Below are 22,948 nucleotides of genomic sequence, written 5' to 3'. Positions count from 1 at the left end.
GCCATCGTCAGGCAGACAACGCATCACGATCCTTCAAAGTGCCCAGGTAGTGCTAAGGGTGTAGTGCTGAATCGACGAGCGTTATCGCAAAGATGCGACTCTGGACGGATGCTCCTCCGCGGCTGTTTGCGGGGTCAGGCTCACCGGCGATCGCCCTCGTTCCGCGCCTGGGCGCTCATCCGCGCATCATCCGCGAGTTTCAGGAAAGATCGGCGGATTGGTTTATGCTTCCAGCGTTTCATAATCGATTCAGCGTTTTTTGCAGATCAGGCGTCGACGGCCGAGCGATCCATTGTGAATTGGACGACAATCCGCGATTTTCGCCTCGGACTAGTCAGAGGATCGCGAATGGAAATTGCTCGTCTGCTTCACACCTTCGCCGGCCCGATGATGGCCCTCGTCGGCACGATGCCCTCATGGCGCCGCGCGCCTGCACCTCCCCCCTTGCTGGAGGGACCGGTCGAGCGCACCCACGATTTCCCGGCCGTTCAGCCGCGCGAATCCGCATACTGGCCTGAGCGCTCGCACATCCTGTCGGGGAAGCCCCAGCAGACGGCAACGTACATCTACAAGAGCCCGGACGGGCTGTTCGCCGCCGGCATCTGGACCTGCCAGCCAGGCAAGTTCCGCATCGACTTCGGCCGGGCGGAATTCATCCAACTGATCGCGGGCGTGGTGACGGTGACGGATGCGGAGGGCGTTTCGAAGACCTACCGGACCGGCGATGCCTTCGTCACTCCGGCGGGCTTCTCTGGCACCTGGGACGTGATCGAACCGGTCAAGAAGCACTTCACCTGGTACGGTCCCGAGCCGGTCTGGTAGGACGGCCTGCCTCCTACTCGGCAGCGTCGGTGATCCGAAAACCCTCGATGCCCTGGCGCTCGGGATTGATCGCCGCCAGCGCACGCTTGGCCGCTTCCAGCGGGTGTTCGGCCTCGATTCGCACGGAGGACAGGTCCGGGCTCTTATAGACGGTGACGATGGTATCCATCACCTCCGTCAACGTCGTCCGCTTGTCCTCCGGCGCCGCGATCAGAAGCTGCAGTCCCCACGCCTGATAAAGGTCGACCAGGGCTTGGCTGTTGCGCACGTCGAGCTTCGAGAACGCCTCGTCGAGAAGGCAGAGGCCGAGGCCGGGGTTCTCGTCGCCGGGCCGGTCACCCGGGTAATACGCCGAGGCGAGCGACGCCGCGATGGCGACGTAGAACGGGGCCTGCGCTTCGCCCCCCGACCCGCGGAGCGCCCGGTTCGACATCGTCGTGCGGTTCCCGGCCCGATCCCGCATCCCGATCTCGTAGACGAAGTAATTGCGGTAATCCGCGAGGCGCGCGGCGGTCTCCTCACCGGCGATCAGGGCCGTGATCTCGTCGATCGCCGCCGCGAGCGGACCGTCCGGGATCGCGCCGCCCTCGTCGGGCAGGATTGCCTGGGCCGCATCCGGCGAGCGCGCGACCTCTGTCGCCAGGGCGTGGACGGCGGCGTAGCGCCGATCCACCTCGGCCTCGAACGCGTAGGTCTGTCCCGTGAAGGTCTGGCTCGACAGGCGCTCGTTCAGGGCATCGAGCCGGGCGCGCACGCGCTCGAACTTGTCCGCGAGCCGGGTCAACAGGTCTTCGATCATCAGGCGGCGCATCTCGCTCTCCGCTCGCCGCGCCTGGTCCCGGTAGCGTCGAAGTTCGTGGCTCGCCACCTCGTCATGGGCCCGCTTCGCCCAGCCGTAGCCGAAGGAGGCCGGCGCATCGCCTGCTCCCAGCGGATTCTCGACGCGCCACTGCACGCAGTACTCGGCAAGGTCGCGCTCGGCCGCCCGGCCCTGCGTTCGCGCCGTCTCCGCCGCCTCCCGGGCGCGGGCGCGCCCGGCACTGGCCAGGCTCGCCAGCGCCTTGGCGTCGAGATCCGCCCGCTCGGCCCGCAGCGCGGTCAGCGCCCCCGGGTCGTAGGCGTCCGGACGCACGAGCCGGATGCGCATGCTGTCGCCGCCGGTCCAGCGCTGATACGCGGCCCGACGCGCTTGGAGCGCGGCACGGGCCGCCTCGCGGCTCGCCGCAACCTTGGCCTTCAAGCCAGCCTCCTCGCCCAGCAGAAGGTCCCGCTTCGGCTCCAGCACCTGGACGAGCTCGGTGAGATAGGCCGAGCGCTCCTTGGCGAGTTCCGCGAGCTCTGCTTCCAGCACGCCGGTCTCGGCACGCTCGACGCTCTCCCGCTCCGTGGTCAGGCTGCGCCGACGGCCCTCGATCGCATCCGCCTCCGCCCGCAACGCGGCGAGGTCGAGGCTTGTCTCGGACAGGCGCCGCGCGAGGGCGGCACCGATCCGGGCTGCTTCGCGCAGAACATCGGCCTCGGCCCGAGCGCGGCGTGCCTCGGCGACCGCCTGCTCCCAATCCTGGCGGCTCTCGACGGTCGGACCCCGATGGCCCCGGGTCATCATGAGCTGGACCGGGCGTACCACCGAGTAGGCCATGCCAGAGGTCGAGCGCCCGCTCGGCGCCACGGCCCGGCTCATATGTGCGAGGGCCGCATCGTTCGGGGCGAGATCGTAGCCCCCGAGGCGCGCGCCGAGGAAGGCCTGCGCGTGCGGATCGGCCGTCTCGATCAGCGCCAGCGGCCCCTCGTCGTCGCGCCCGCCGCGACGCCGGGCGGTATCCGTCGTCTTGACGAGGAGGCAGCGGTAGAACTGGCTCTTGCGCGCCTCGAGATGCGCGAAGGCTTCGTTGAGGCGGTCCGGCTGCACCACCAGAGCCTCGCGAGCGCCGCCGAGGAGGCCTTCGAGGGCCTGGCCCCATTTCGGATCGATGATCTCGGCGAGTTCGCAGATCGGCGTCGCCACGATGCCGAGGCGGGACAGTTCCTCGCGGAACGCCGCGACGTCGGAGGACAGGCGCGGCGCCGCCCCCCGCCCCGCGCTGGGTGCCGGGGCGCGGGACTGCGCCTCGTTCTCCAAGGCACGGGCGCGCAGCGCCGCGTCCTCCGCGGCCCGCTCGAGCGGCGTCGCGATCGGGGGCATTCCGGCCAGTCCAGCGAGCAGCGCGGCGAGCGGGCCGTCGGACCGCAGGGTCTCTTCCGGATTGGCTTCGCGTCGCAGGCCCGATCGGGCACAGGCCTCCACCAGGCGGGCAGCCTCCGGCGAGACCTGGCGGATCTCGCCGATGATCACCGAGAGCTTGCCGGTATCGAGGACGATCCCGACAAGGTCGGCGACCCGGGCGGCCAGATCCCGCCGGTCGCGGGCCAGCATTGCGAGGCCGGCGTTCGAGGCGGCGAGACGCCCTTCGGCGGCCGTGCCGGCGAGAAGCGCCTTCTTGCCGGCGATCTCGCCGTCGATCTCACGCACGAAACCCTGGCTGGTCGCGACGCTCTCGCGCGCGATGCGAAGTCGTTCGGCGACATCCTTGAGGGCTTGGCGGGCAATGACGGTATCGACGATGCGTCGACGCAGATCCGCATCGGCGGCACGCAGTTCTCCGAGAGCCGAGGCGAGGCTCGCCTCGGCCCAAGTCTCGTAGCGCCCGACGATCCGGGCCAGATGCGCCAGGCGCCGCTCCAACTCCTCGATAGTCTCGAGGAGGCGCCGCCAGGTCTCCACGGATTGCCGGATGCGTGCGACGTCCAGGGGCTCAGGTTCGAGCACGAAGGACCGGACGAAGGCCGACGAATCGAAGATCGGCTTGAACGCCACGGCGTTGGAGAAGGTGCGCAGGAAGTGGCGCGGCTCCGGGACCGCGGCCCCCTCACGCAGGATGCCGAGGAGTTCGGCCGTGAAGCGCTCGCCGGACGCGCGGTACTCGTCGAAGGTGGTTCCGCGGGTGCGAAGATCCTTGGCGATTTCCGTCCAGGGCGCGACGAAGCTACCGCCCGGCGCTTCCCGGACGTAATCGGCCACCTCGAAGCGGTGGCCCACATGGACGAACCGGGACAGGGTGGTCTCTCGACTATCCTCCGCCCGGGCCGCAAGCGCCAGCCCGGCGGACACGACGCGGCCCGTGGTCTCGTTCTCGAAGACCAGGACGATCAGGGTCTCGCAGGCTTCACGGGTGGGGCGCCCGCCCTCCGCCGGATCGCTGATCCAACCGAGGCAGTAATCGCGCACCGTCCGAGCGCTGCGTCCCGAAGCCGAGGCGTTGAGGGCGAGCCGGCTGGCATTGTTGCCCGCCAGCACCGTGCCGACCGCGTCGAAGATGGTGGACTTGCCGGCCCCCGTCGGTCCCACCAGCGCAGCCGCGCCCCGGATCCGAATCTGCTCGCGGCGGATCAGGTACCAGTTCGAGAGGACGATATCGGTAAGGCGGTACACGGCCGGCGCTGACGGTCCCAATTTCGAGAACACGCCCCTCGCATGAACGCTGCGCGCCCGGGATGCAAGCCGGTGCGCCCGCCCGCCTGGGGACGCGGCGCTCCGCGGCGCGGGCCGGTAGGCGATCGGATTCGCTCATGATGAAGACCGCGCAGCCTCAGTACCGCGTGAGCGTCGCCGGCGGAGGCGGCCTGGGCCGGGTACCTGCCATCACGACGTCCAAGCCGAACGACCGGTGCCGATCGGCATCCCTGATCGCCACGGAGGCCCTCGATCCCTAGCTGCCGAACCTGCTCACCGGAATGCTCAGGTCCGGTACCGGCGGGGCCAGGATCGCGGTGCTTTCCGGGCCGGCAGCGTCGGCCAGCCAGCCTCATCGGCTTGGCCTCGAACTCCGTGTGGAGCGTCGCCGCCGCTTGGTCGAGCATGTCTTGCGACTGCCCCGTGGCGGTCCGGCCGACGGGCGACAAGGACCGGTGCTCGAAAACCAGAAACCCAGGGGAGCGCGGACATCGAGGCCCTCTATGCCCAGAACCTTCGGCGCTTCCCACCGAAGCGTAACGTCCTGAATGTCCTCTGCAACCGCATCCGAAGCAGACCTGAGAGGTCAGGCTTCCTCGTCGCCGCGTGCGGCCCCCCAGGCCCGAACCTGATCCATCCAGGCGTCCGGCGACAACACCGCGATTCCGGGCATGACCATCAGGGGCGTGATCTTCTCGACCTTGTCACGCTCGCCCAGGCGCAGCCCTCCCTTGCGCGCGAACATTCGGAGGATCTCGGTGAGACGTGCTTCCTCCGGCGGGTCGCTTCGGGTGGCGGTGCGGATCGACTCGACGATGTCGTCGGTCGTGCATTCCACGACCCCCTCGGTGGTCACGCGATGGGCGCGCAGGCCTTCCTCGTAGGCAAGTCGCAGGGCGAGCAGCACCAGCGTCTCGTCCTTGCGCAGGCGCTCGGCCTGGGCATCGTGCCGGACACCTTCGAGCGGGACCCGCAGGCACACCATCTGATCGCGGTGCATCACCTCGAAATGGTAGCCGAGGCACGCGAAATAGGCCTGGAAGAACGGCGCGTAGTGCCGGGCGAGCTCGTAGGAGCGCCCGATGCCCGGTGTGCCGGCATAGACGCACTGACTTTTCAGGAGGACCTGGAGTGCCCGGATCAACTCCTCTTCCGAAGGCGCGCGGGCTCCGGGCGGCGGCAAGTCCTCGCCGTCGACGATGGCGCGAAAGGGTTCGAGCATGGCTGGCCTCGCGGCCGCGGGATCAACCCGCGCCGGCCCGTGTCTTTAACGCCTCGCAACGACCCGCGCCAAGGGACGTCGCTGCGAAGGGGTCACCAAGAGCGCGCCGCCAGTGTTGGATTGGCATTCAGGCGGCGACGGCCGGCGTTGCACGGAAGAGCGAGAGGCAGGCCGTGTCTCGGTGCATACTGAGGATCGAGGCGCGGTCGAGCGAGGGGTTCGCGGCGAGGACGCGCTGGACCTCGGCCACGATCGCCTCGTAGCGCGCGGGATCGTAGTTCGGCTCCAGCGGACTGACGGCGATGTAGGTTTCGACCACCAGGACCCGCTCGCAACGCTCACGGCCGACTTCCGCGGCGATCCAGGCGGACTTGATCAGGCATTTTGCGCTGGTCATGGACGAACGCTCCCGCAGTCTTCTCGGATTTCACCTCGCATCTGGCGCGTGAAATCAAGCGGAGCATGAACCCGTCACGGTATTTTGCCAAGTCCCGGGATTAAACGAAGATCGACAGTCGAACCGCTCCGAACGCCATTCAGGACGGGGGGATTTCGCGCAGGAATCCAGCATAGCGGCGGTGCGGCACCGAGGGACGTTGCTTTAGCGGCGCAGCGCCGGAGCCCGTTCCAGCAGGAAGTCCGGACAATCGAGCCAGCCATTCGAGACCCGTCCCTCCATGCGCGAGAGCCGGTAGCAGGCACGCAGGCTCCCGTCGAACAGCACATCGATCTCACGCAGCCGCTGGAAGACGACGAAATCGTCGACGTCGGCGATCTGGATCTGAGAGCCCCGGATGGCGCGTTCCGGCCCGAGCCGCGCCTCGACGAAGGCCACGATCCGCTCCGGCGTGACTGCGACGCGCTCCCGGAACGCGTCCTTGGCGGCGATGAAAGCCTCGATGACGGGATCGATCTCGATCTCGGGCAGCGGCTCGGACTCGATCGCCGCCCGGCGCAGGCGTGGGGCGTAGCAGTGCGGTTCGCCGATTGGCGGACGGAACAGCGAGACCTGAGGATCGGGCAGGCCGCCGAGGTCGTCATCGCCACCCGCCACCGCGCGCAGAGCTGCGGCCGTGCGTTCGATCCGGTCTGAATCCCGATGGTCGAGGTAGCGCAGGGTGGCGGCGATCCGGCGCTCGAGCCTGGCAACGATGTCGGCGACCGCGTCGAGGTGACGATCGAGGCCCTCGAAGATCGCCAGGATCTCCGCCAGATCGCTGCGGACCGCGCGCTCAGCCGTCTCCCGGTCGGGCGCCCGCCCCTCCCGGAGGCCCGCATCGGTCAAAGCGCGCAGGGTGAGGGGATCGCGCAGCGCGCGGCCGGCCTCGCGCACGATTCCCGACCGGAAGCGGAAGGGATTGAAGCGGGTGTGCAGCGTTCGGTAGTCGCTGACGAGATGGCGCGCGACGAACTCTTCGAAGTACAGGCGCAGGGCGACACCCTGGTCCGCCTCGCGGAGGATGCGCTCCTCGCTCTTGCGCATCGATCCGGCGAGGCTGCGCAGATGACTCAGGAAGGTGCGGGCCGACTTGGCGGCATTGACCAGCGCCTCGGAACGCTCGGCGGGATTGGCGATCGCGCTTTCCAGGCTGCCCAGCACATCGAGGACGGCACCGCCGTAGGAGCGCCGCTCCCCTCGGTCGAGGCGTGCAAGTTCCTCGATGACCATCCGGGCCTCGGGGTCGAACTCGACCACCGGAACGTAGCGCTCCCGCCGCTCCACCAGCCATCCGGCATCGAGAAGGCGGCGATAGACGACCGAGCGGCGCTCGCTCGGCTCGACGGTCCCGGAAGTTTCGTCGTCGATCTCTCGGTCGACGAAATCGGCGGCGAAATCGCCGATCGCTGACAGCAGTTCGCTCTTGCGCAGGGGTTCGGCGGTGTCTCCGAACACACGGGCGTGCAGATGCAGCAGGAGCGCCGCATTGAAGGCCCGACTCGGCGAGGCGAGCGGCTTGAAGAGATCGTCGGAGAGGTGCGTGAACAGCATGGCGGAACCGGCAGAGATCAGCCCTGCCCGGGGCGGAGAGTCAAATCGCTGAAGCGGCCTCGTGCCGATGGCCCTGAACTCGGGACGCGGACCGCGCGTTGTCCAGCGATCGTTCGCGTTCCGCGAAGCCGGTTGTTTTCGTGGAGTCTGCAATGTCTATCGGCCGCCGGAGCACCGTGCTCCTTGCCCTGTCCGTGCTCGCGCTTCCGCTGACTTACGAGGGGTCGGTCCATGCCCAACCGGCTGCGGACGCGGCCAGCGCCGGGTTTGCCCAACCACGTCCGGGGGCGATGCGGGGCTCCAAGATGATCGGCCTTCCAGTGGTCGGCATGGATCACGTACGGGTTGGATCGATTGAGGACGTGCTCATTGGCGACGCCGGAAAGGTCGAGGCCGTGGTGATCGGTGTCGGTGGCTTCCTGGGAATCGGTGAGAAGCTCGTGGCGATCCCCTACGACACGGTCGCCTGGAACATGAAGGACGTTCCCCTCACGAGCGGGCCGACCTCGGTGACCACGCCTGAGACCAAGCCCAGCACCGAAGCCGCAGCGCGCGTGCAGCCCGAGACCATGCCGGGGGCCGATACGACGCGCGAGGTCCTGGGTGCCGTCCAGAACAAGCACACCGATCAGGTTACCGCGACCACGGGCACGGTCGATGAGAACCGGAAGCCGACCGCCGATCGGGCCACGGTGCTGGCGGGCGGTGTGCCTCTCGAGGCCGAGATCCGCATGACAAAGGCGCAACTCAACGCAGCGCCGGCCTTCCAGTACGGGTCGGCTCGCAAGACAGACAACAAGACAGACAAGTAGCAGCGGAGACTGCGATGCCGATGACCCGCACCCTTACCAGCAGCGTCTTCCTGTGGACCGCGAGCCTCGGAAGCGCGCTCGCCCAGCAAACCAATCCCGCCCCGCCGATTCCCGAGACGGGACCCTCCGGCTCGAACTCCACCGCCGCCAATGCGGCCGCGACGGATTTCAACTGGATCTGGTTGAGCCTCGTCATCGCGGTCGTCGTGCTGGCGGTCTGGTACATCGCCCGGCGCAGACAATCGGGAAATCTTCGCTGATAGGACCGCACTCATCCGGTCTGACCATTCGCGGATGGGATCTGACAGGACGATACGCAGGATCACGCGGCGTCACCTGCGCAGTCGACATGAAGATTGTGCAGGCGAGCATCTGAATTGCGCTTCGTTCAGATCAGCAATTCGTGAACGTTGTTCCGGCGGTAGGCCGGTGGCGTTCAGCGAACCGACAGCTGGCGGGGCAGATGCTTCGCAACATCAACCGGGCCCGAGGGGCTCGGGGATTGGACAAGGTTCAGCACATGACCCAATCCAAATTGACCCTCGCCACCTTAACCGTCCTGATCTCAGCCTCTGCGGTGCTCCCGGGCTTCGCGCAGTCTGATGCTGCCATACAGCGCCGTGACAACGGAAGGGCAGCCGCGGAGCGACGCGACTTGAACCGCGCCGAGAGCTCGAGCGCCGACGATCGCCGGACTGTCGGGACCGACCGGGCGAGGCAATATCATGATGCCGCGGTCCTGCGCCGAGACGAACGGCGAGGAGACCGGGCCGCCATCGATCGGGATCAGGCCGTGGTCAATCGGGACGCAGCGGGCCTGCGCCGAGACAATCATGCTGCGGCGGAAGGTCGAAGTGCCGTGAACAGAGATCGTGCCCGGGCCGATCATGGCGCCGCCGTCGTTCGGCGGGATCGGCACTAAGCGAATTCTTGCGCCGGGCAATCCCTGGATTGCCCGGCAAATCCATCCGAGAAACCGCGCTGCGCTCGCGCCCGGATCGCTGGAGTGACACGGTGCTGCAGTCCTACGGAAATCGTCCATCGTAGGAGCCTGAAGGCGCAGCGATCACTCTGAGATGCCTTCTACGACGTCTGTGAAGCTCGCGGTCAAACCCTCACATCCGGGGCACCACGGGGAGCGATACAGACCGTAGGCGAAGAAGCAGCCGGCGAAGTTGGCGTAGCCGGTCGGGCCGGCATAATCGACGATCAGCTTGTCATCGACCTTCACCTTCAGCAGGCCCTCGCCACCCGCCCCATCGACGAAGTCGACGGAGACCGCGTAGGGGCGATCCCTCTGCAATGGGACGACGGCCCCCGGCCCCAAATCGACGTGGCGGCCCTGCTCCTGAGAGCCGGCCGCGGGGAAGGTTGCCAGATCGACGTAGAGCACTTCGTCCCGAGCGTGGGGGGCCTGCGGCTTGATCCCGATCGAGAAGGGCGGATTCCGCCAGCGTTCGCCTGGGCTTGGGCGCGCGTTGTATTGGCTGACGACGCACCAATCGTGCGTCATCAGCAGGCCCGGGAGCACGGTGATCGCGAAGCTGGCGTGCAACGCCTTGCCGGGTGGATGGATATCGCGTCGACTTGCGTCGAACACCGCCATCGCCCGAGCCGGCGCATCCTTCAAACGTCCCGCGTAATGACGCGCCTCATTGGCGGATACGTCACCCTTCTGGACGTTGAAGGTTCGCACCCGTCGGCCGCTGACCAACGCGTCCCGGCACGCCCCTCCTTTGACCGGACGGTCGAACCGCCATGCCGGCAGGATGAAGCGGACGCCGTGGCCGTCTTCCAGGATTTCCTGGCCGTCGGTGTGCTCGATGATGTCCGTCATGCTTCACAGATATGCCTCGTCGCGACGGGGCGACAAGGCGCTCGACATGGTGCCCGTGCCGTGCACGGAGGCGCGGCGATTGCCCCCTCCGAGCTGTCGTGGATGACGCCGGGTACCACGCCCGGGATGGGCCCAATCGCCGCTCACGCTCGACACCTGTCCGCATCGCTCCGTATCGATGTCAGGTCTGACATTCTGCGCCCCGCATTGCCGCAGCACCTTTCGCTCCCCGCCCGGGGTTCCGGTACTGAGGCAAGCGACCCCGATGCGGAGAACGAAGAGCGGCGGCTCGCCACGACGCGGGGTTCGGCGCTACCGACTGGCGTTGGGGAAGAACAATTCCTTGCCCTCGATTTTGTAGCTCGCGATCGCCGCCTGACCGTCGTGGGAGATCAGCCAGTCGATGAAGGCTTGGCCCTCCTTCGCCTTCACGGTCGGATGCTTGGCGGGATTCACCAGCATCACCCCGTAGGGATTGAACAGGCGCTTGTCGCCCTCGACCAGGATGGTGAGATCGCCGCGGTTCTTGAACGACAGCCAGGTTCCCCGGTCCGCCAACAGGTAGGCGTTCAGGGCCGAGGCGGTGTTGAGGGCTGGTCCCATGCCCTGGCCGATATCGCGGTACCAATCGCCCCTGACGGAGGCGAGATCGACGCCGGCCTCCTTCCAGGTCCGTAGCTCGGCGCTGTGGGTTCCGGAGCGGTCACCGCGCGAAACGAAGGGAGCCTTGGCCGCCGCGAGCTTGCCGAACGCCGCGACCACGTCGCCCCCGCGGACGCCGGCCGGGTCGGATTTCGGGCCGATCAGGACGAAGTCGTTGTACATCACGTCCCAGCGCTTGGTGGCGAAGCCCTCGGCCAGAAACTTCTCCTCGGCCGGGCGGTCATGAACCAGGACCACATCGGCATCGCCCCGGCGGCCCGCGTCGAGGGCCTGGCCGGTACCGAGGGCGACGACCTTCACGGCGATCCCTGATTTCGCTTCGAAGAGTGGCAGCAGCTGCTTGAACAAGCCCGACTGCTCGGTGGACGTGGTGGAAGCGACGACGATGGATGCGGGTTCGGCCCGGACGCCGGATGCGGCACCGAGCGCGAACAGGAGGCCGAAGGTCAGGAGGCCGCGGCGAAGGATGTCCAAGGGAGTTCTCCGGTGATGTAGGCCCGCGTCTCGGGGGCTCGGGGCGAGGTGAGAAGTGCTCGAGTCGGGCCCTGCTCGACGGCTCGCCCGCGGGCGAGCACGACGACGTCAACGGCGAGCCGCGTGACCTGTGCGAGATTGTGCGAGACCAGCACGACCTTCGTGCCCTGCCGCGCAATCTCGGCGATCAGGCCCTCGACGAGTTCGGTAGCGCCCGGATCGAGATTGGCGGTCGGCTCATCGGCGAGGAGGAGATCGGGTTCGACGGCCCAGGCCCGCGCGAGGGCCAGACGCTGCTGCTCGCCGCCGGAGAGGCGGGTCGCCGGCGCCGCGGCCCGATCGCCGAGGCCGACACGCGCCAAGGCAGCTTGGGCGCGCCGTGCTCGCTCGTCCCGAGACAGAGCCAGAGGCGTCAGCGCGAGCGCGACATTGGCAAGCGCGCTGGCTCGCAACAGCGCCGGCCTCTGGAACACGAAAGCGCGGCGCACCGGGCCTTCGCCGACAATTCGCACCGAACCGGCATCGGGCGCGAGTAGGCCGTCGATGACCCGCAGCGTGGCACTCTTGCCCGCGCCGTTCGGCCCGATGAGGGCGGTGATGCCGGCAGCGGGAATCTGGGCGCTCAAACCATCGAGGATGGTGACTCCGTTCCGGGAGAGGACGAGGTCGCGGAGTTCGATGGCGGGCATCGGCTCAGCCGTAGGCGCGCGCGGCGTGGGCGCGCAGGATCGCCGCCACCGCGTTGACGAGGATGACGAGCCCGATCAGCACAAGACCGAGCGCCAGGGCCAAGCTCAGATCGCCTTTCTGGGTCTCCAGCGAGATCGCCGTCGTCAGCGTGCGGGTATGACCATCGATGTTGCCCCCGACGACGAGGACGGCGCCGATCTCCGAGATCGCGCGGCCAAAGGCCGCCAGGGCCGTCGTTACGAGGGAGAATCGCGTGTCGTAGATCAGTGCGATTCCCCGGTGCGGGGCCGATAACCCGAGCGAGCGCAACTGCTCACCGAGATGCGCCTCGGCATCGGCGATCACCTGCCGGGTGAGCGCCGCAACGAGAGGCGTCGCCAGTGCGGCCTGGGCCGCCACCATTGCACCCGGGGTGAACAGGAGGCCGAGCGATCCCAGAGGGCCGGAACGCGATAGCAGGAGGTAGAGCACCAGCCCGACGATGACCGGGGGAAGTCCCATGAAGGCATTGAGGAGTCCGACCAGGATCGATCGCCCTGGAAATATCGCGACCGCCAGAAAGGCCCCCAGCGGGATTCCGACAGCGAGCCCGATGCTCACGGCGGTGAGACTGACGCGCAGGGAGAGCCACGCGATCGCGAGGACGTCGCGGTCGAGGATCGCCAGACGCGAGATCGTCTCCTCAAGGGTCTGTAGCATCGTCACCGGGCTGCGCGGGGCCCCGCGGGATGATACGGGGTGACGGGAAAGATCAATAGGAAAGACATTGCCGATGCGGAAACCGAGCGCTTTCACGCTGCAGGCCGACGGCGATTGGAACGGTCTCGGGCTGCGGCCAACCTTCGCGCTGCTGGACGCCCTTTCCGCGTCAACCTCTCTGCTCGTCGCCGCGCGAAGACTTGGGATATCCTACCGTTCGGCCTGGAGCCGGGTCTCGACCCTCGAAGCCGTTATCGGACAGCCGGTGGCGATCAAGACCAAGGGTCACGGCACGGTGCTCACGCCCTATGGCCGCCATCTCCACGCCGTGCTTTCGGAGATGTACGATCGCCTCAATCCCTTCCTCGCCGCCGAGGCGGACCGGATCTCAGAAGCCTTGCGCGCCCTGGAGGCCCCACGGCCCGCCCCTCTCAGGCTTGCAGCGAGCCACGATCCCCTTCTGCTCGGCGTCGTCGAAGCGCGGCCGGACGTCGAGCTCGCCATCGCCGGCAGCCTCGATGCCTTGGCGCATCTGCGTACCGGGAGCGCGGATGCGGCGGGTTTCCATTACGGTTCCGAGGGCCCGGCGCCCGACCCGTTCGATGCCCTGTTCCGCGATCCGGACCTGCGCGTCAGGCCGTTGTTCCGGCGGCAGCAAGGCCTGATGCTCCCGCCCGGCAACCCGCACGGGGTGACCAACGTCCGTGACATTGCCCGCCTCGGCCTGCGCTTCGTGAACCGTCAGCGCGGCGCCGGCACGCGGATCTGGTTCGAACGTCTCTGTGCCGAGGCCGGTCTCGAAAGTCGCGCGATCCGTGGGGCGCAAACCGAGGAGTTCACCCATCAGGCCGTCGCTGCCCTCATCGCCACAGGCGCTGCGGATGTCGGCATGGGCCCCCCTGCGATCGCTGAGCGCTTCGGTCTCGCCTTTCAATCCCTGGGATGGGAAACCTACTTCCTAGCGGCCCGCGTCACCATCGACGCGGCGGTACTGGCGGACTTGACGGAGGCCGTCGAACGGGCGGCTTCCACCACCCTCGGCTACCAGAGCATGGCATGCGGGTAGAAGGTGAGCATGTCTCCGGTGGCCACGGCCGTCACCGCATCGTCCAGTTCCACGAGCCCGTCGGTCTCCGTGAGCGAAGAGAGCACACCGGCGCCCTCGCGGGGGTACTTCATCGCCTCCAGAACGGCATCAGGTCCGGGCGAGACGCTGACGCGGACGAACTCGCGTCGGCTCGCCTTCTTGCGATAGGTGAAGGCCGCCCGGACAGGTTGGCCGAGGGGCTTGATGTCGTGAGCGCCACCAAGGCGCGCGAGAAGCGGTCGCACCACGAAGAGGAGCGTGACGTAGACGGCGCCGGGATTGCCTGGCAGGCCGACGAACGGCGTGCCATCGACGACCCCCATCGCCACCGGCCGACCAGGCTTGATTGCCAGGCGCCAGAACATCAGAGCGCCGACCGCCTCCACGGCGGTCTTCACGTGGTCTTCTTCCCCGGTCGAAACGCCGCCAGAAGTCAGGATCAGGTCATGATCCCGGGCGGCCTGCCGCAGGCGCACGGCGAGGGCCTCGGGTTCGTCGCGCAGGATACCGAGATCGGCGACCTCGGCTCCGAGGCGGACAAGCAGGGTCGCGAGCATCACGCGGTTTGAATCGTGGATCGCGCCGGAGAGAAGCGGAACACCCGGCTCGGTGAGTTCGTCGCCGGTGGAGAATAAGGCGACCCGCAGCCGTGTACGCACGGCGATCCGATCATGACCGCAGGCGGCCGCAAGGGCGAGATCCTGCGGCCGCAGGCGCCGCCCCGCCGGAATTGCGCGGGCCCCGCGAGCGATGTCCTCGCCAGCGTCCCGAGCATTGGCACCCCGCTTCAGCCCGGACGGCAGCACGACCACGTCGCCTTCGCGGCGCACGTCCTCCTGCATGAACACCGTATCGGCCCCGGGCGGCATCGGAGCGCCGGTGAAGATCCGGATCGCGCCGCCGTCGCCCCGGATCCCTTCCGCGGCCATCCCTGCGGGGAGCCGACCGCGGACCAGGAGGCGCGTCTCGCCCTCCGGGTTGAGATCGCCGTGGCAAATCGCGTAGCCGTCGACAGCGGAATTCGGAAAGGGCGGCACGTCGTGGAGCGCCAGGACAGGCTCGGCCGCAACGCGTCCGTCGGCCTGACCGAGTGGCAGCCACTCTGTCCCGGCCAGGACCGGCAGCCGCTCCGCGATCAGGGCCACGGCGTCCTCGATGCGCATCAGCGCGCCCCCGAAGGCGAAGCAGTCGTCGGTCAGTTGGGCCATGGCCCCTCCACGTGCGCCAGCGCCGTCTCCAGCGGTTCTGCCAGGGCGAGGACGAGATCGGCGATGCGCGCGATATCGTCGAGATCGACCATCGGGACCCTCGCATCCGTGAAGGTCTGATCGCTGGCCACCGCGACGATCCGTGGGTCGTCCGGGTAGATCGGTGGCTTGCCGTTTGCGGCGCGGTGGACTTCGAGCTTGGCATGCGCCTCCCGCTTGAAGCCCTCGACGATGACGAGATCGCAGGGAGAGAGCCGGCGCAGGAGGTCGCCGATCCGCGCTTCCGACCCGTCGCCGATCTCGTGGATCTGGACCCAGCGACGCGACGAGGACACGATGACCTCCGACGCGCCGGCCTCGCGGTGGACGTAGGAATCCTTGCCCGGATGATCGACGTCGAAGGCGTGGTGCGCGTGCTTGATCGTTGCAACCTTCACTCCGCGCGTCACCAGCAGCGGGATCAGCCGGGACAGCAACGTGGTCTTTCCCGCGCCGCTCCAGCCCGCGAGACCGATGACCCCGGCGGGATTCACGATGCCTCCGCGGGTAAGAACCCGGCTTCGTTGAGGAGGATATGAGTCTCTGGTTCGCGCAGGCAGGCGAGGAAAGCGGCCAAGGCCGGCCGGCCGCGGTTTTCTGCGCGGTAGGCGAAATCGTAGCGTTCATGCGCGAGCGGCAGGAAGCCGAGGCCGTAGGCTCGCGCCACCGTGGCGATGGCGACGCCCCAATCCGCGCGCCCCTGAGCCACCGCCGCCGCCACGGCGTTGTGCGAACGCGGCTGGTTCCAGAACCCGGAGGGGCGGGCACCCTTAAGAAGGCCGTCAACCAGGGCACGGGTGCCCGAGCCGGTATTTCGGTTCACCATCACGGTCGCGGGTTCGGCCAGGGCCGCGGCAACAGCTATTTGCGGCGAGCGGCCCTCGAACAAGGGATGTCCAGGCCGGAATACGATACCCTGCAGGCGGCCCCAGCCTTCGGCCAACGCCATTCCGGGCGCCAGGAACGGCCGGTTGTAAACACCCGTCTCGGCGTCGAGGAGATGCATCGCGGCGAGGTCGCACTCCCCCCGATCCAGGGCGGCGAGCCCCCCGGCCGAGCCGACCCAGATGGGCCGTACGCGGAGCCCGCGCTCCGCGAGCCGCCCGATCACCTGGTCGAGCCCGACGCAGTGACTGCCGATGAGGGTCAGATCCGGCGGTCGAACGCCGGCGCCGAGGCGGGTGACGGACACCGTCTCTCCGGCTTCCAGGCCGGCTCTGGCGGCGGGAACCGCGAAGAAGCCATCGGCCTGTGAGAAGGCCGTGACCGAGCCCGATCCCTTCGGAAGCGGCAAGGCACGCAGGCCGTCCTCCGTCTCTGCCAGGGCGGCCATCACGAATTCGGTACGTCCGCGCTCGGAGAACACGCGCTGCGGCAGAACTGCCGTCACGGTGCTCTCCTCCCGAGGGGGAAGACCGGCCATCGCCCGCATCAGCGGCACGACGATATCGTGGAAGGTGAACATCGCGGACGTCGGAAAGCCAGGGAGGACGACCACGGGCGTCTTCCCCGCCACTGCGAGGCAGAGCGGCTTGCCGGGCTTCAGCGCGACCCCGTGCACGAGGATGCCGGGTTCGCCGAGGCGCTGAAGGATGCGGTGTGAAACGTCGCCCGCCCCCTTCGAGGTCCCTCCCGACAGGACCACGAGGTCGCTGTCGGTGATGGCGGTGCGGAGGGCCTTGTCCAGGGCGATCTCGTCGTCCCGCACGATGCCGAGCGGCCAGACGCTACCACCGTTCTCGGTCACGGTCGCGGCCACGATCAGTCCATTGGAATCGTAGATCGCGCCGGGCTTCAGTGGCTGGCCCGGCGCGACCAGTTCGTCGCCAGTCGACAGAACGGCGACCCGGGGGCGGCGGACGGCGTCGATCACGGCGAGACCACAGGCGGCCAGCATGCCGATCTCCCTTGCGGTGATCAGCATGCCCTTGCGCAGGACGGTTTCGCCTGAGGCCATGTCGGATCCGGCATAGCCGATGAATTGGCCGGGCCGGGCCGGACGGACCAGATCGATCGCGAGGCTGTCGGCACGGAACTCGGTCTGCTCGACCATTACGACAGCATCGGCGCCGCGCGGGACGACGCCGCCGGTGGCGATCGGCGTCGCGGTGCCGGGGGTGACGGCCACAGCCGGCGCGACCCCGCACGCGAGGATCTCGCGGTTGAGGGTCAGGCGACGCGGCTGCGCCTCGTCCGCGCCCTCGGTATCGCCAGCGCACAGCGCGAAACCGTCCACGAGGGCGCGGTCGAAGGGCGGCACGTCGATGGGCGAGGCGACATCGTGGGCCAGGACGCGCCCGAGTGCTTCACCGAGGGGAATCGTCTCGGCGGCGAGGGGGGCGTGCGGAACCGCTGAGCGGAAACGCTCGATGGCCTCCTCCCGGCTGACCACGGTCAGGAATTGTTCCTGGCGTGCAGCCTGCGCCAGCAGGTCCAGGAAAGCGTCTTCCGTCGCCGCGGCGTTGGTGGGTACGGCCTCCTTCACAGCGGGAGACCTTGAACGACGCTGCCCTTTGGATAGCCTTCCGAGTCCGGTTCGACGAGGATCACCGCATCGGCCTGGATCAGGCTGGCCAGCGCAAGGTCGCGACCACCCAGTGGCAGGAGCCCGTCCGGCATCCGTCGCGCGAAGACGATTTCGCTCATTCCAATGGTCGAGGCGATCTTGCTCAGGAGCGGGGCTCTGCTCCCCAACGGGGGCCGAGCTCCGGCGAGTGCTGCGATCATCGGGCGCGCGAGGGTGACGAAGGCGCTGAGCGCCGCGTCGGGCCGCCCTGGCAGCAGAACGACGGGGCGCCCTCCGACCTCGCCGAAGCCCGCGCTGTCCCCGGGCTGGAGGGCGATGCCGTGTACCCGCGTCGTTCCCGCGAGAGCCAATCCGGCAGCGGCATGGTCGTTGTGTCCGAAACCTGTCCCACCGATCATCAGAACGGCGTCACCTTCCTGTGTCCGGAGCACATCCGCGATCGCGTCCGGTGTGTTGGCCGCCATGATGCCGACCACGACGGCGCCGGCCTCGGCGACCCAATGCGCCAGAAGGGGGGACACGGTGTCAAGCTCGGGTGCGCCCGCAACGATCAGGGTCAAGCGCGGACGGCGCAGCGCGATGCTTGCGAACCCAGCCGCCTGAAGGGCCAGCCGGTGCAGGGCCGTCACCCGCTGACCGGTCGCAAGTAGCAGGGTGTCAGACGAGGCTTCGGCGCCGATCGCACGCACACCTTCACCGACCGCGACCTCGTCCACGATGGACGATCCGTCGAGGGCTTCAGGCGGCAGGATCGTATCGGCATCTTCGAGCAACCGCGCGCCGGCCTCGACCCAGAGAGGACGACGCCCGGTGAGGATCGGCGCAAAGGGCGAGGCGCCGACAACGTCAGCGCCGCGCACGGCCCAACCGTCCCGCAGGGCCGTCGGAAATTCCGGGATGGCCCGCGGCGCATGACAATCCACCGCGCCGGTCCCGCCAACGGCCTCACCGAGCGGTACCGCCTCCGGTGTGACCGGGGCAAGATGCTGTGTCAGCAGATGAACGGCCTGCATCAGGGGCATGAGGGCCGAGGATGCGGTCCGGCGCTGGCCGGGTGCCGATGCGGGCGAGCCGGCCTCCGTTTCGAGGGCGCTGCGGGCGGAAGCGATCATGCGTCGAGCGATGCGCCATCGTCGGGCGATGATCAAGCGCCCACCGGGTATACCGCGTCACCGGGTCCCGTCTTCGCGCAGCGACATCTGCCGGGCGGATCGTCTAGGTTCGCGCGCCGGACCGGGATCCCGGCGTATGATCGCGAGGGATGCGTTGCAGATATTCGGCAAAGCCTTGGCCGATCGGGCCCCGTCTCTGCGGGCACTCGCCCTCTGCTTCCTCGTCACCGCCTCGTCTGGATCACCCGCAGCGGCGCAATTGCGCGGACATGGCGGCCCGGTTCGAGCCTTGGCCGTCGCGCCGGGTGGTGCCGTTGCGATTTCGGGCGGCTTCGATCAAGCCGCGATCCTGTGGGCGATCGACAGCGGCGCGGCGCTTACCGTCCTGCGCTTTCACGATGGAGCCGTGAACGCGGTTGCGGCCTTATCCGATGGCGCCTTTGTCACCGCCTCGGAAGATGGCCGCATCGCACTCTGGCGCGCCGGACAGCCGGAGCCCGAGCGGGTCTTTACCGAACATTCGGGGCCGGTGGCGGCACTGGCCGTCTCGCCCGACGGATTGCTCCTCGCCTCGGCCTCCTGGGACGGGACCGCCCGCATCCGCCCGCTGACCGGCGGTCCGGTCCGCGTACTGGCGGGGCATCAAGGCAACGTGAACGCCGTGGGCTTCCTGCCGGACGGACGGCCGGTCACCGCCGGCTACGACGCCACCTTACGGATCTGGCCCCAGGCCGACGACCCGGCGGGCGTGACCATCGTCTTCACGCTGCCCACCATCCTGAACGCGCTGGCGGTGATGCCGGACGGCGAAATTGCGGTCGCAGGCGGGGATGCCGTCGTACGCCTGTTGCGCCCTGACGGATCGGCCCGGGCGTCGGTCAATGTCGGGCCGAACCCGGTGATTGCGCTCGCGCCCTCCCCCGATGGGAGCCGGATCGCCGCCGCCACCGCCGGTGGCGCAGTCGCCGTGATCGATCGGAGATCGGGCGCGATCCTGCACCGGCTCGTCGGGCCGGGTCTGCCGGTCTGGTCCATCGCCTGGCGCCCGGACGGACAGGAACTCCTCACCGGGGGCAGCGATCGGCTCATCCGACGCTGGGATGCTCGAACCGGAGAGCCGATCGGCCCCCTGGCAATGCCCCGCCCGGCGGATGCCCTGGCCGTCTACCATGGGGACCGCGGCGCCGAGGTGTTCCGCGCCTGTGTTGCGTGCCACGCCCTCACGTCGGAAGACGGCCCCCGCGCCGGACCGACGCTCGCCGGCATCATGGGCCGGCGAATCGCCACCGCGACGGGCTACCGCTATTCCGACGCCCTGAAGGGTATGGACATCGTCTGGGACGCGCGGACGATCGCGCAACTCTTCGAGGTCGGCCCCGCCCGTTACACCCCGGGGACACGCATGCCGGAGCAGACGATCAACCGGGCGGAAGACCGGGAGGCACTGGTAAAGTTCCTAGAGCACGCGACCACGACGCGCTGAGATCGGATCACAAAGTCCGGACCATGTAATGAGCCGCGCTGCCGTAGCTGGCGAGTTTCCTGGCCATTCCGTCGCTCGGCTCGCGGATCCGAAAGCCGTGGTGCTCCCAGAACGATACGGTTCCGTTGACCGCCACCAGGGCGAGGTCGCGGAGCCCGGCCTCCCGCATCCGATGGATCAGGAGCGCCAAACCCGCTCCCGCATGCCCGGCTCCGGCGAGCGCCGGGTCGATGCCGAGGTCATGGAGATAGGCCCCGCCCCCCGCCGGCGGCACGGGCGCAAGCGACCGGTTCAAGGGCGGAATTCGCCCGAGAGGCCAGGGATATGCGATGGCGTATCCCGACACGCCCGCATCTGCGTCGCTCAGGGCCAGACACAGGCCGGAGCCCAATGCGAGCCGTTCGGCAAAATGCACCGCATCCTCCGGATGGTCCGGAAACAGCCGATCGGCCAGGGCGACAACCTGCCTAAGGTCGCGCGCCGCCATGCTCCGCCATGTCCAGGCGCCCATAACAGAGCCTGATCCGGCTAGATCGCCTCGCCGCGAGCGGCACGCTCACGCAGGTAGTCCTCGGTGGTGCGCGGACGGGCGCGTTCGGGTCCGGCATGGGGATCGAAGCCCTGGTTCACCGCGACCTTGACACGACAGTCTTCGCACATCATCAGGGCCTGCACGCGCGCCTCGCCCGCTTCGCCCCGGAACATCCAGTGCCGGTCGCGCAGCTTCTCCACCACCCGCTCGATCGTACTGCGAGTGCCGAAGGGTTTGGCGCAAGCGATGCACGCGAAGGGCTCTTCCTCCTTCACCACACGTCGTGGTGCGGCCCAGGCCTCGAAATCGACGCCGGGCTTCAGGGTGATGACACTCTCCGGGCAGGTATTGGCGCAGAGCCCGCATTGTACGCAGAGGCTCTCCTCGAAGGCGAGGAACGGCCGGTCGGTACTGTCGGACAGTGCATGGGTCGGGCAGGCACCGACGCAGGCCAGGCACAGCGTGCAATCCTCCGTCCGGAACTCCAGGCCTCCGAATGGAGCGCCCGCGGCCAGTGGAATCCGCGTGACCGGCTCGGGAGCGGCCGCATGCATCTCGTTGAAGGCAAAGCGCAAAACTTCTCGCTTGCCGCCGACGGGCATGAAGCGAGAGGGCGCGCCCGCCGCCTTTCCGCTCGGCTGCGCCGCCAAGGTGGCGCCCAGAACGTCGGGGTCGTCGGTCTCGACCAGGGAGACCATCGGCTCGGAGATCCCGCTGCCATAACCGAGTCCGCGCGCCAGGGTGTCGCCGAGGGCCACCGCTCGGCGCAGACTGTCGAGGTCATGCTTGGGTCGGTCGCGGCCAAGAATTCGGACTCCAGCGGCGCCGTAGGCAAAGAGAGCTGCGAAGGCCTCCGGACCCAGTTGCGTGATCTCGTTCACCCGCACGGGCAGGACGCGAGCCGGCAAGCCATCGCCATGCCTCGCAAGCGCGTCGATGAGGGGCTCGCCGTGGTCGCCGTCGTGGAACAGGATCACCGCGTCATGCCCACCGGCCGCTTGATAGGCGACCATGAGCGTCCGCAGCCGCCGCATGAGCGCATCGGCCGGCGGCAGCGCATAGGCGGCAGCCCCGGTCGGACAGACCGAGGCACAGTTCCCGCATCCGGCGCAGATATAGGGATCGATTGCCACCGTATCGCCGGCCGGCGAGATCGCCCCCGTCGGGCAAACCTCGAGGCAGCGGGTGCAACCGGTGATGCGCGAGCGCGAATGGGCACAAAGCTCGGCGTGGAAATCCACGAAGCGCGTCTTGTCGAAGGTGCCGACGAGGTGTGACCCCTCGGCGATCATGCGCTCGACCGCCGCCGGATCTCTCGGATCTGCGCGCAGATAGCCGAGCCGAACTTCGTGGGCCGGAAACAGGGGGGTGCCCCCGGTAACGTCGATGACGATGTCGCAGGTCGAATTCGCGCCGTTTCGGCTCGGTCCGAAAATGAGCTGCGACCGCGACGATGGAGCCGGCAAGGCGTAATCGTCGATGCGCAACGCGAAAGCCCCGAGCCTTCCCTTGGCACCGGCGATCGTACCCTGCACGATCGGAAAATCGTTGCGCATGGGCGGCTCGACCGTTCCGGGCCGGCTCAGCAGCACCGTGACGTCGAGGTGTTCCGCAAGACGACGGCCAACCTCGATGGCGGCTTCGTCACGACCGTAGATCAGGGCGACGCCCTGACTTTCGATCGCGACGGTAGCGGCATTCGGGACGGGCTCGGCGCTCGCAGCGAGCAGAGCCGCCATCTTCGCGCCAGCCTCGTGACCGTGGATCGACCAGCCTGCCGTCTCCCGGATCTTCGCGTACGCCACCCGGTCCTCGGCGCCGAGTTCGGATGCGACTTCGTCGAAGAGGGGCGACTGCAGGGTACAGGAAACGGTGACCGCGCCACCCCCCTGAACCGCAGCCCGAAAGCGGTCGAGTTCGCGGCCGCAGAGCTGATCGGCCAGCTTGAGCGTCCCGCCACATCCCCGCCCGATCGTCTCGGCGTCGAGCGACATCGTCTTCTCGCAGGAGCAGGCGAATACGATACGATCGGACACGGACGAACCCTGGATGGATTTGGAGGACGCTGACGCAGACGACGGCCGGAACAGCGGTGGCCTCTTCGCGTCGTCGTTCGTATCGCATATACTCAAATGGTTCAAAACTGCGATCCGACACCGGAGCGCAGCGACGACACGTCCCGCGCGCATCTTGCGTCTTGTGACTTCGTCGTCGGCTGAACATGTCGGGTGCGCGTATCCCTCCCGCAACCAATCCCCCGT

At 68.3% G+C, this 22,948-nt stretch carries 21 protein-coding genes; 6 read left to right on the top strand and 15 right to left on the bottom strand.

The window, feature by feature from the left end; translation table 11 throughout:
- Positions 1 to 348 precede the first annotated feature (348 nt).
- Entirely contained in the window at positions 349 to 822 is a 474-nt protein-coding gene (locus CRT23_RS12075; protein ID WP_103709871.1) for a cupin domain-containing protein, read from the top strand.
- A gap of 13 nt (positions 823 to 835) precedes the next feature.
- Here the strand turns inward: CRT23_RS12075 and CRT23_RS12070 are convergent, their stop codons facing one another.
- The gene (locus tag CRT23_RS12070; protein WP_103709870.1) at positions 836 to 4,291 is read right to left on the bottom strand and encodes an SbcC/MukB-like Walker B domain-containing protein; all 3,456 of its coding nucleotides are present in this window, start codon (positions 4,289 to 4,291) and stop codon (positions 836 to 838) included.
- 137 nt (positions 4,292 to 4,428) lie between these two features.
- Here CRT23_RS12070 and CRT23_RS28460 point away from each other — a divergent pair, with 137 nt between their 5' ends.
- Complete coding sequence (locus tag CRT23_RS28460) at positions 4,429 to 4,572, top strand: hypothetical protein (RefSeq protein WP_181017328.1); 144 nt, start codon at positions 4,429 to 4,431, stop codon at positions 4,570 to 4,572.
- Between the two features lie 326 nt (positions 4,573 to 4,898).
- Here the strand turns inward: CRT23_RS28460 and CRT23_RS12065 are convergent, their stop codons facing one another.
- The 3 genes from CRT23_RS12065 to CRT23_RS12055 form a co-directional block, all read right to left on the bottom strand.
- On the bottom strand, positions 4,899 to 5,534 hold the full coding sequence (locus CRT23_RS12065) for a DUF4194 domain-containing protein (protein WP_103709869.1): 636 nt from the start codon (positions 5,532 to 5,534) through the stop codon (positions 4,899 to 4,901).
- A 127-nt stretch (positions 5,535 to 5,661) separates the two neighbouring features.
- A complete protein-coding gene (locus CRT23_RS12060) occupies positions 5,662 to 5,931 on the bottom strand; it encodes a hypothetical protein (RefSeq protein WP_055955920.1) in 270 nt (89 codons plus the stop codon).
- A 204-nt stretch (positions 5,932 to 6,135) separates the two neighbouring features.
- Positions 6,136 to 7,524, bottom strand: a complete 1,389-nt coding sequence (locus CRT23_RS12055; RefSeq protein WP_103709868.1) for a Wadjet anti-phage system protein JetA family protein — start codon at positions 7,522 to 7,524, stop codon at positions 6,136 to 6,138.
- Positions 7,525 to 7,676: 152 nt separating this feature from the next.
- Between CRT23_RS12055 and CRT23_RS12050 the strand changes: the two genes are divergently transcribed.
- Together CRT23_RS12050 and CRT23_RS12045 are read left to right on the top strand one after the other, a co-directional pair.
- Positions 7,677 to 8,336, top strand: coding sequence for a PRC-barrel domain-containing protein (locus CRT23_RS12050; protein ID WP_103709867.1), 660 nt, complete (start codon positions 7,677 to 7,679; stop codon positions 8,334 to 8,336).
- A gap of 20 nt (positions 8,337 to 8,356) precedes the next feature.
- Positions 8,357 to 8,596 carry a hypothetical protein gene (locus CRT23_RS12045; protein WP_103709885.1) on the top strand — a complete coding sequence of 80 codons (240 nt, stop codon included), beginning with the start codon at positions 8,357 to 8,359 and terminating at the stop codon, positions 8,594 to 8,596.
- Positions 8,597 to 8,901: 305 nt separating this feature from the next.
- On the opposite strand, the gene CRT23_RS12040 is transcribed toward CRT23_RS12045, so the two are convergent.
- The 5 genes from CRT23_RS12040 to CRT23_RS12020 form a co-directional block, all read right to left on the bottom strand.
- On the bottom strand, positions 8,902 to 9,378 hold the full coding sequence (locus CRT23_RS12040) for a hypothetical protein (protein ID WP_146056366.1): 477 nt from the start codon (positions 9,376 to 9,378) through the stop codon (positions 8,902 to 8,904).
- 24 nt (positions 9,379 to 9,402) lie between these two features.
- Positions 9,403 to 10,173: a hypothetical protein gene (locus CRT23_RS12035; RefSeq protein WP_103709865.1), complete on the bottom strand. Its 771-nt coding sequence runs from the start codon at positions 10,171 to 10,173 to the stop codon at positions 9,403 to 9,405.
- Between the two features lie 312 nt (positions 10,174 to 10,485).
- On the bottom strand, positions 10,486 to 11,310 hold the full coding sequence (locus CRT23_RS12030; protein ID WP_103709864.1) for an extracellular solute-binding protein: 825 nt from the start codon (positions 11,308 to 11,310) through the stop codon (positions 10,486 to 10,488).
- The gene (locus CRT23_RS12025; protein ID WP_103709863.1) at positions 11,283 to 11,999 is read right to left on the bottom strand and encodes an ATP-binding cassette domain-containing protein; all 717 of its coding nucleotides are present in this window, start codon (positions 11,997 to 11,999) and stop codon (positions 11,283 to 11,285) included. Before CRT23_RS12025 ends, CRT23_RS12030 begins: the two co-directional genes overlap by 28 nt.
- Before the next feature lie 4 nt (positions 12,000 to 12,003).
- Positions 12,004 to 12,699: an ABC transporter permease gene (locus CRT23_RS12020; RefSeq protein WP_103709862.1), complete on the bottom strand. Its 696-nt coding sequence runs from the start codon at positions 12,697 to 12,699 to the stop codon at positions 12,004 to 12,006.
- 73 nt (positions 12,700 to 12,772) lie between these two features.
- Between CRT23_RS12020 and CRT23_RS12015 the strand changes: the two genes are divergently transcribed.
- Complete coding sequence (locus CRT23_RS12015) at positions 12,773 to 13,765, top strand: helix-turn-helix transcriptional regulator (protein WP_103709861.1); 993 nt, start codon at positions 12,773 to 12,775, stop codon at positions 13,763 to 13,765.
- Here CRT23_RS12015 and glp read toward each other — a convergent pair.
- From glp to CRT23_RS11995, 4 genes are read right to left on the bottom strand one after another with little or no spacing between them, the layout of a single operon-like run.
- The gene (gene glp / locus CRT23_RS12010; protein WP_103709860.1) at positions 13,741 to 14,994 is read right to left on the bottom strand and encodes a gephyrin-like molybdotransferase Glp; all 1,254 of its coding nucleotides are present in this window, start codon (positions 14,992 to 14,994) and stop codon (positions 13,741 to 13,743) included. The two genes, CRT23_RS12015 and glp, sit on opposite strands and share 25 nt — an antisense overlap.
- Positions 14,982 to 15,527: a molybdopterin-guanine dinucleotide biosynthesis protein B gene (gene mobB / locus CRT23_RS12005; RefSeq protein ID WP_103709859.1), complete on the bottom strand. Its 546-nt coding sequence runs from the start codon at positions 15,525 to 15,527 to the stop codon at positions 14,982 to 14,984. Before mobB ends, glp begins: the two co-directional genes overlap by 13 nt.
- Positions 15,524 to 17,518, bottom strand: coding sequence for a molybdopterin biosynthesis protein (locus tag CRT23_RS12000; RefSeq protein WP_245436155.1), 1,995 nt, complete (start codon positions 17,516 to 17,518; stop codon positions 15,524 to 15,526). The genes mobB and CRT23_RS12000 overlap by 4 nt, the downstream gene beginning before the upstream one ends.
- Complete coding sequence (locus tag CRT23_RS11995) at positions 17,515 to 18,672, bottom strand: molybdopterin-binding protein (protein WP_103709858.1); 1,158 nt, start codon at positions 18,670 to 18,672, stop codon at positions 17,515 to 17,517. Before CRT23_RS11995 ends, CRT23_RS12000 begins: the two co-directional genes overlap by 4 nt.
- 196 nt (positions 18,673 to 18,868) lie before the next feature.
- Here CRT23_RS11995 and CRT23_RS11990 point away from each other — a divergent pair, with 196 nt between their 5' ends.
- Entirely contained in the window at positions 18,869 to 20,155 is a 1,287-nt protein-coding gene (locus CRT23_RS11990; RefSeq protein WP_245436160.1) for a c-type cytochrome, read from the top strand.
- 7 nt (positions 20,156 to 20,162) lie between these two features.
- On the opposite strand, the gene CRT23_RS11985 is transcribed toward CRT23_RS11990, so the two are convergent.
- Together CRT23_RS11985 and CRT23_RS11980 are read right to left on the bottom strand one after the other, a co-directional pair.
- On the bottom strand, positions 20,163 to 20,642 hold the full coding sequence (locus CRT23_RS11985; protein ID WP_181017327.1) for a GNAT family N-acetyltransferase: 480 nt from the start codon (positions 20,640 to 20,642) through the stop codon (positions 20,163 to 20,165).
- A gap of 41 nt (positions 20,643 to 20,683) precedes the next feature.
- Positions 20,684 to 22,681, bottom strand: coding sequence for a 4Fe-4S binding protein (locus CRT23_RS11980; protein WP_103709855.1), 1,998 nt, complete (start codon positions 22,679 to 22,681; stop codon positions 20,684 to 20,686).
- Between the last annotated feature and the right edge of the window lie 267 nt (positions 22,682 to 22,948).

Source organism: Methylobacterium sp. V23 (assembly GCF_002917135.1).
Taxonomy (GTDB): domain Bacteria; phylum Pseudomonadota; class Alphaproteobacteria; order Rhizobiales; family Beijerinckiaceae; genus Methylobacterium.
This window is presented reverse-complemented; position numbering and strand designations above follow the sequence as displayed.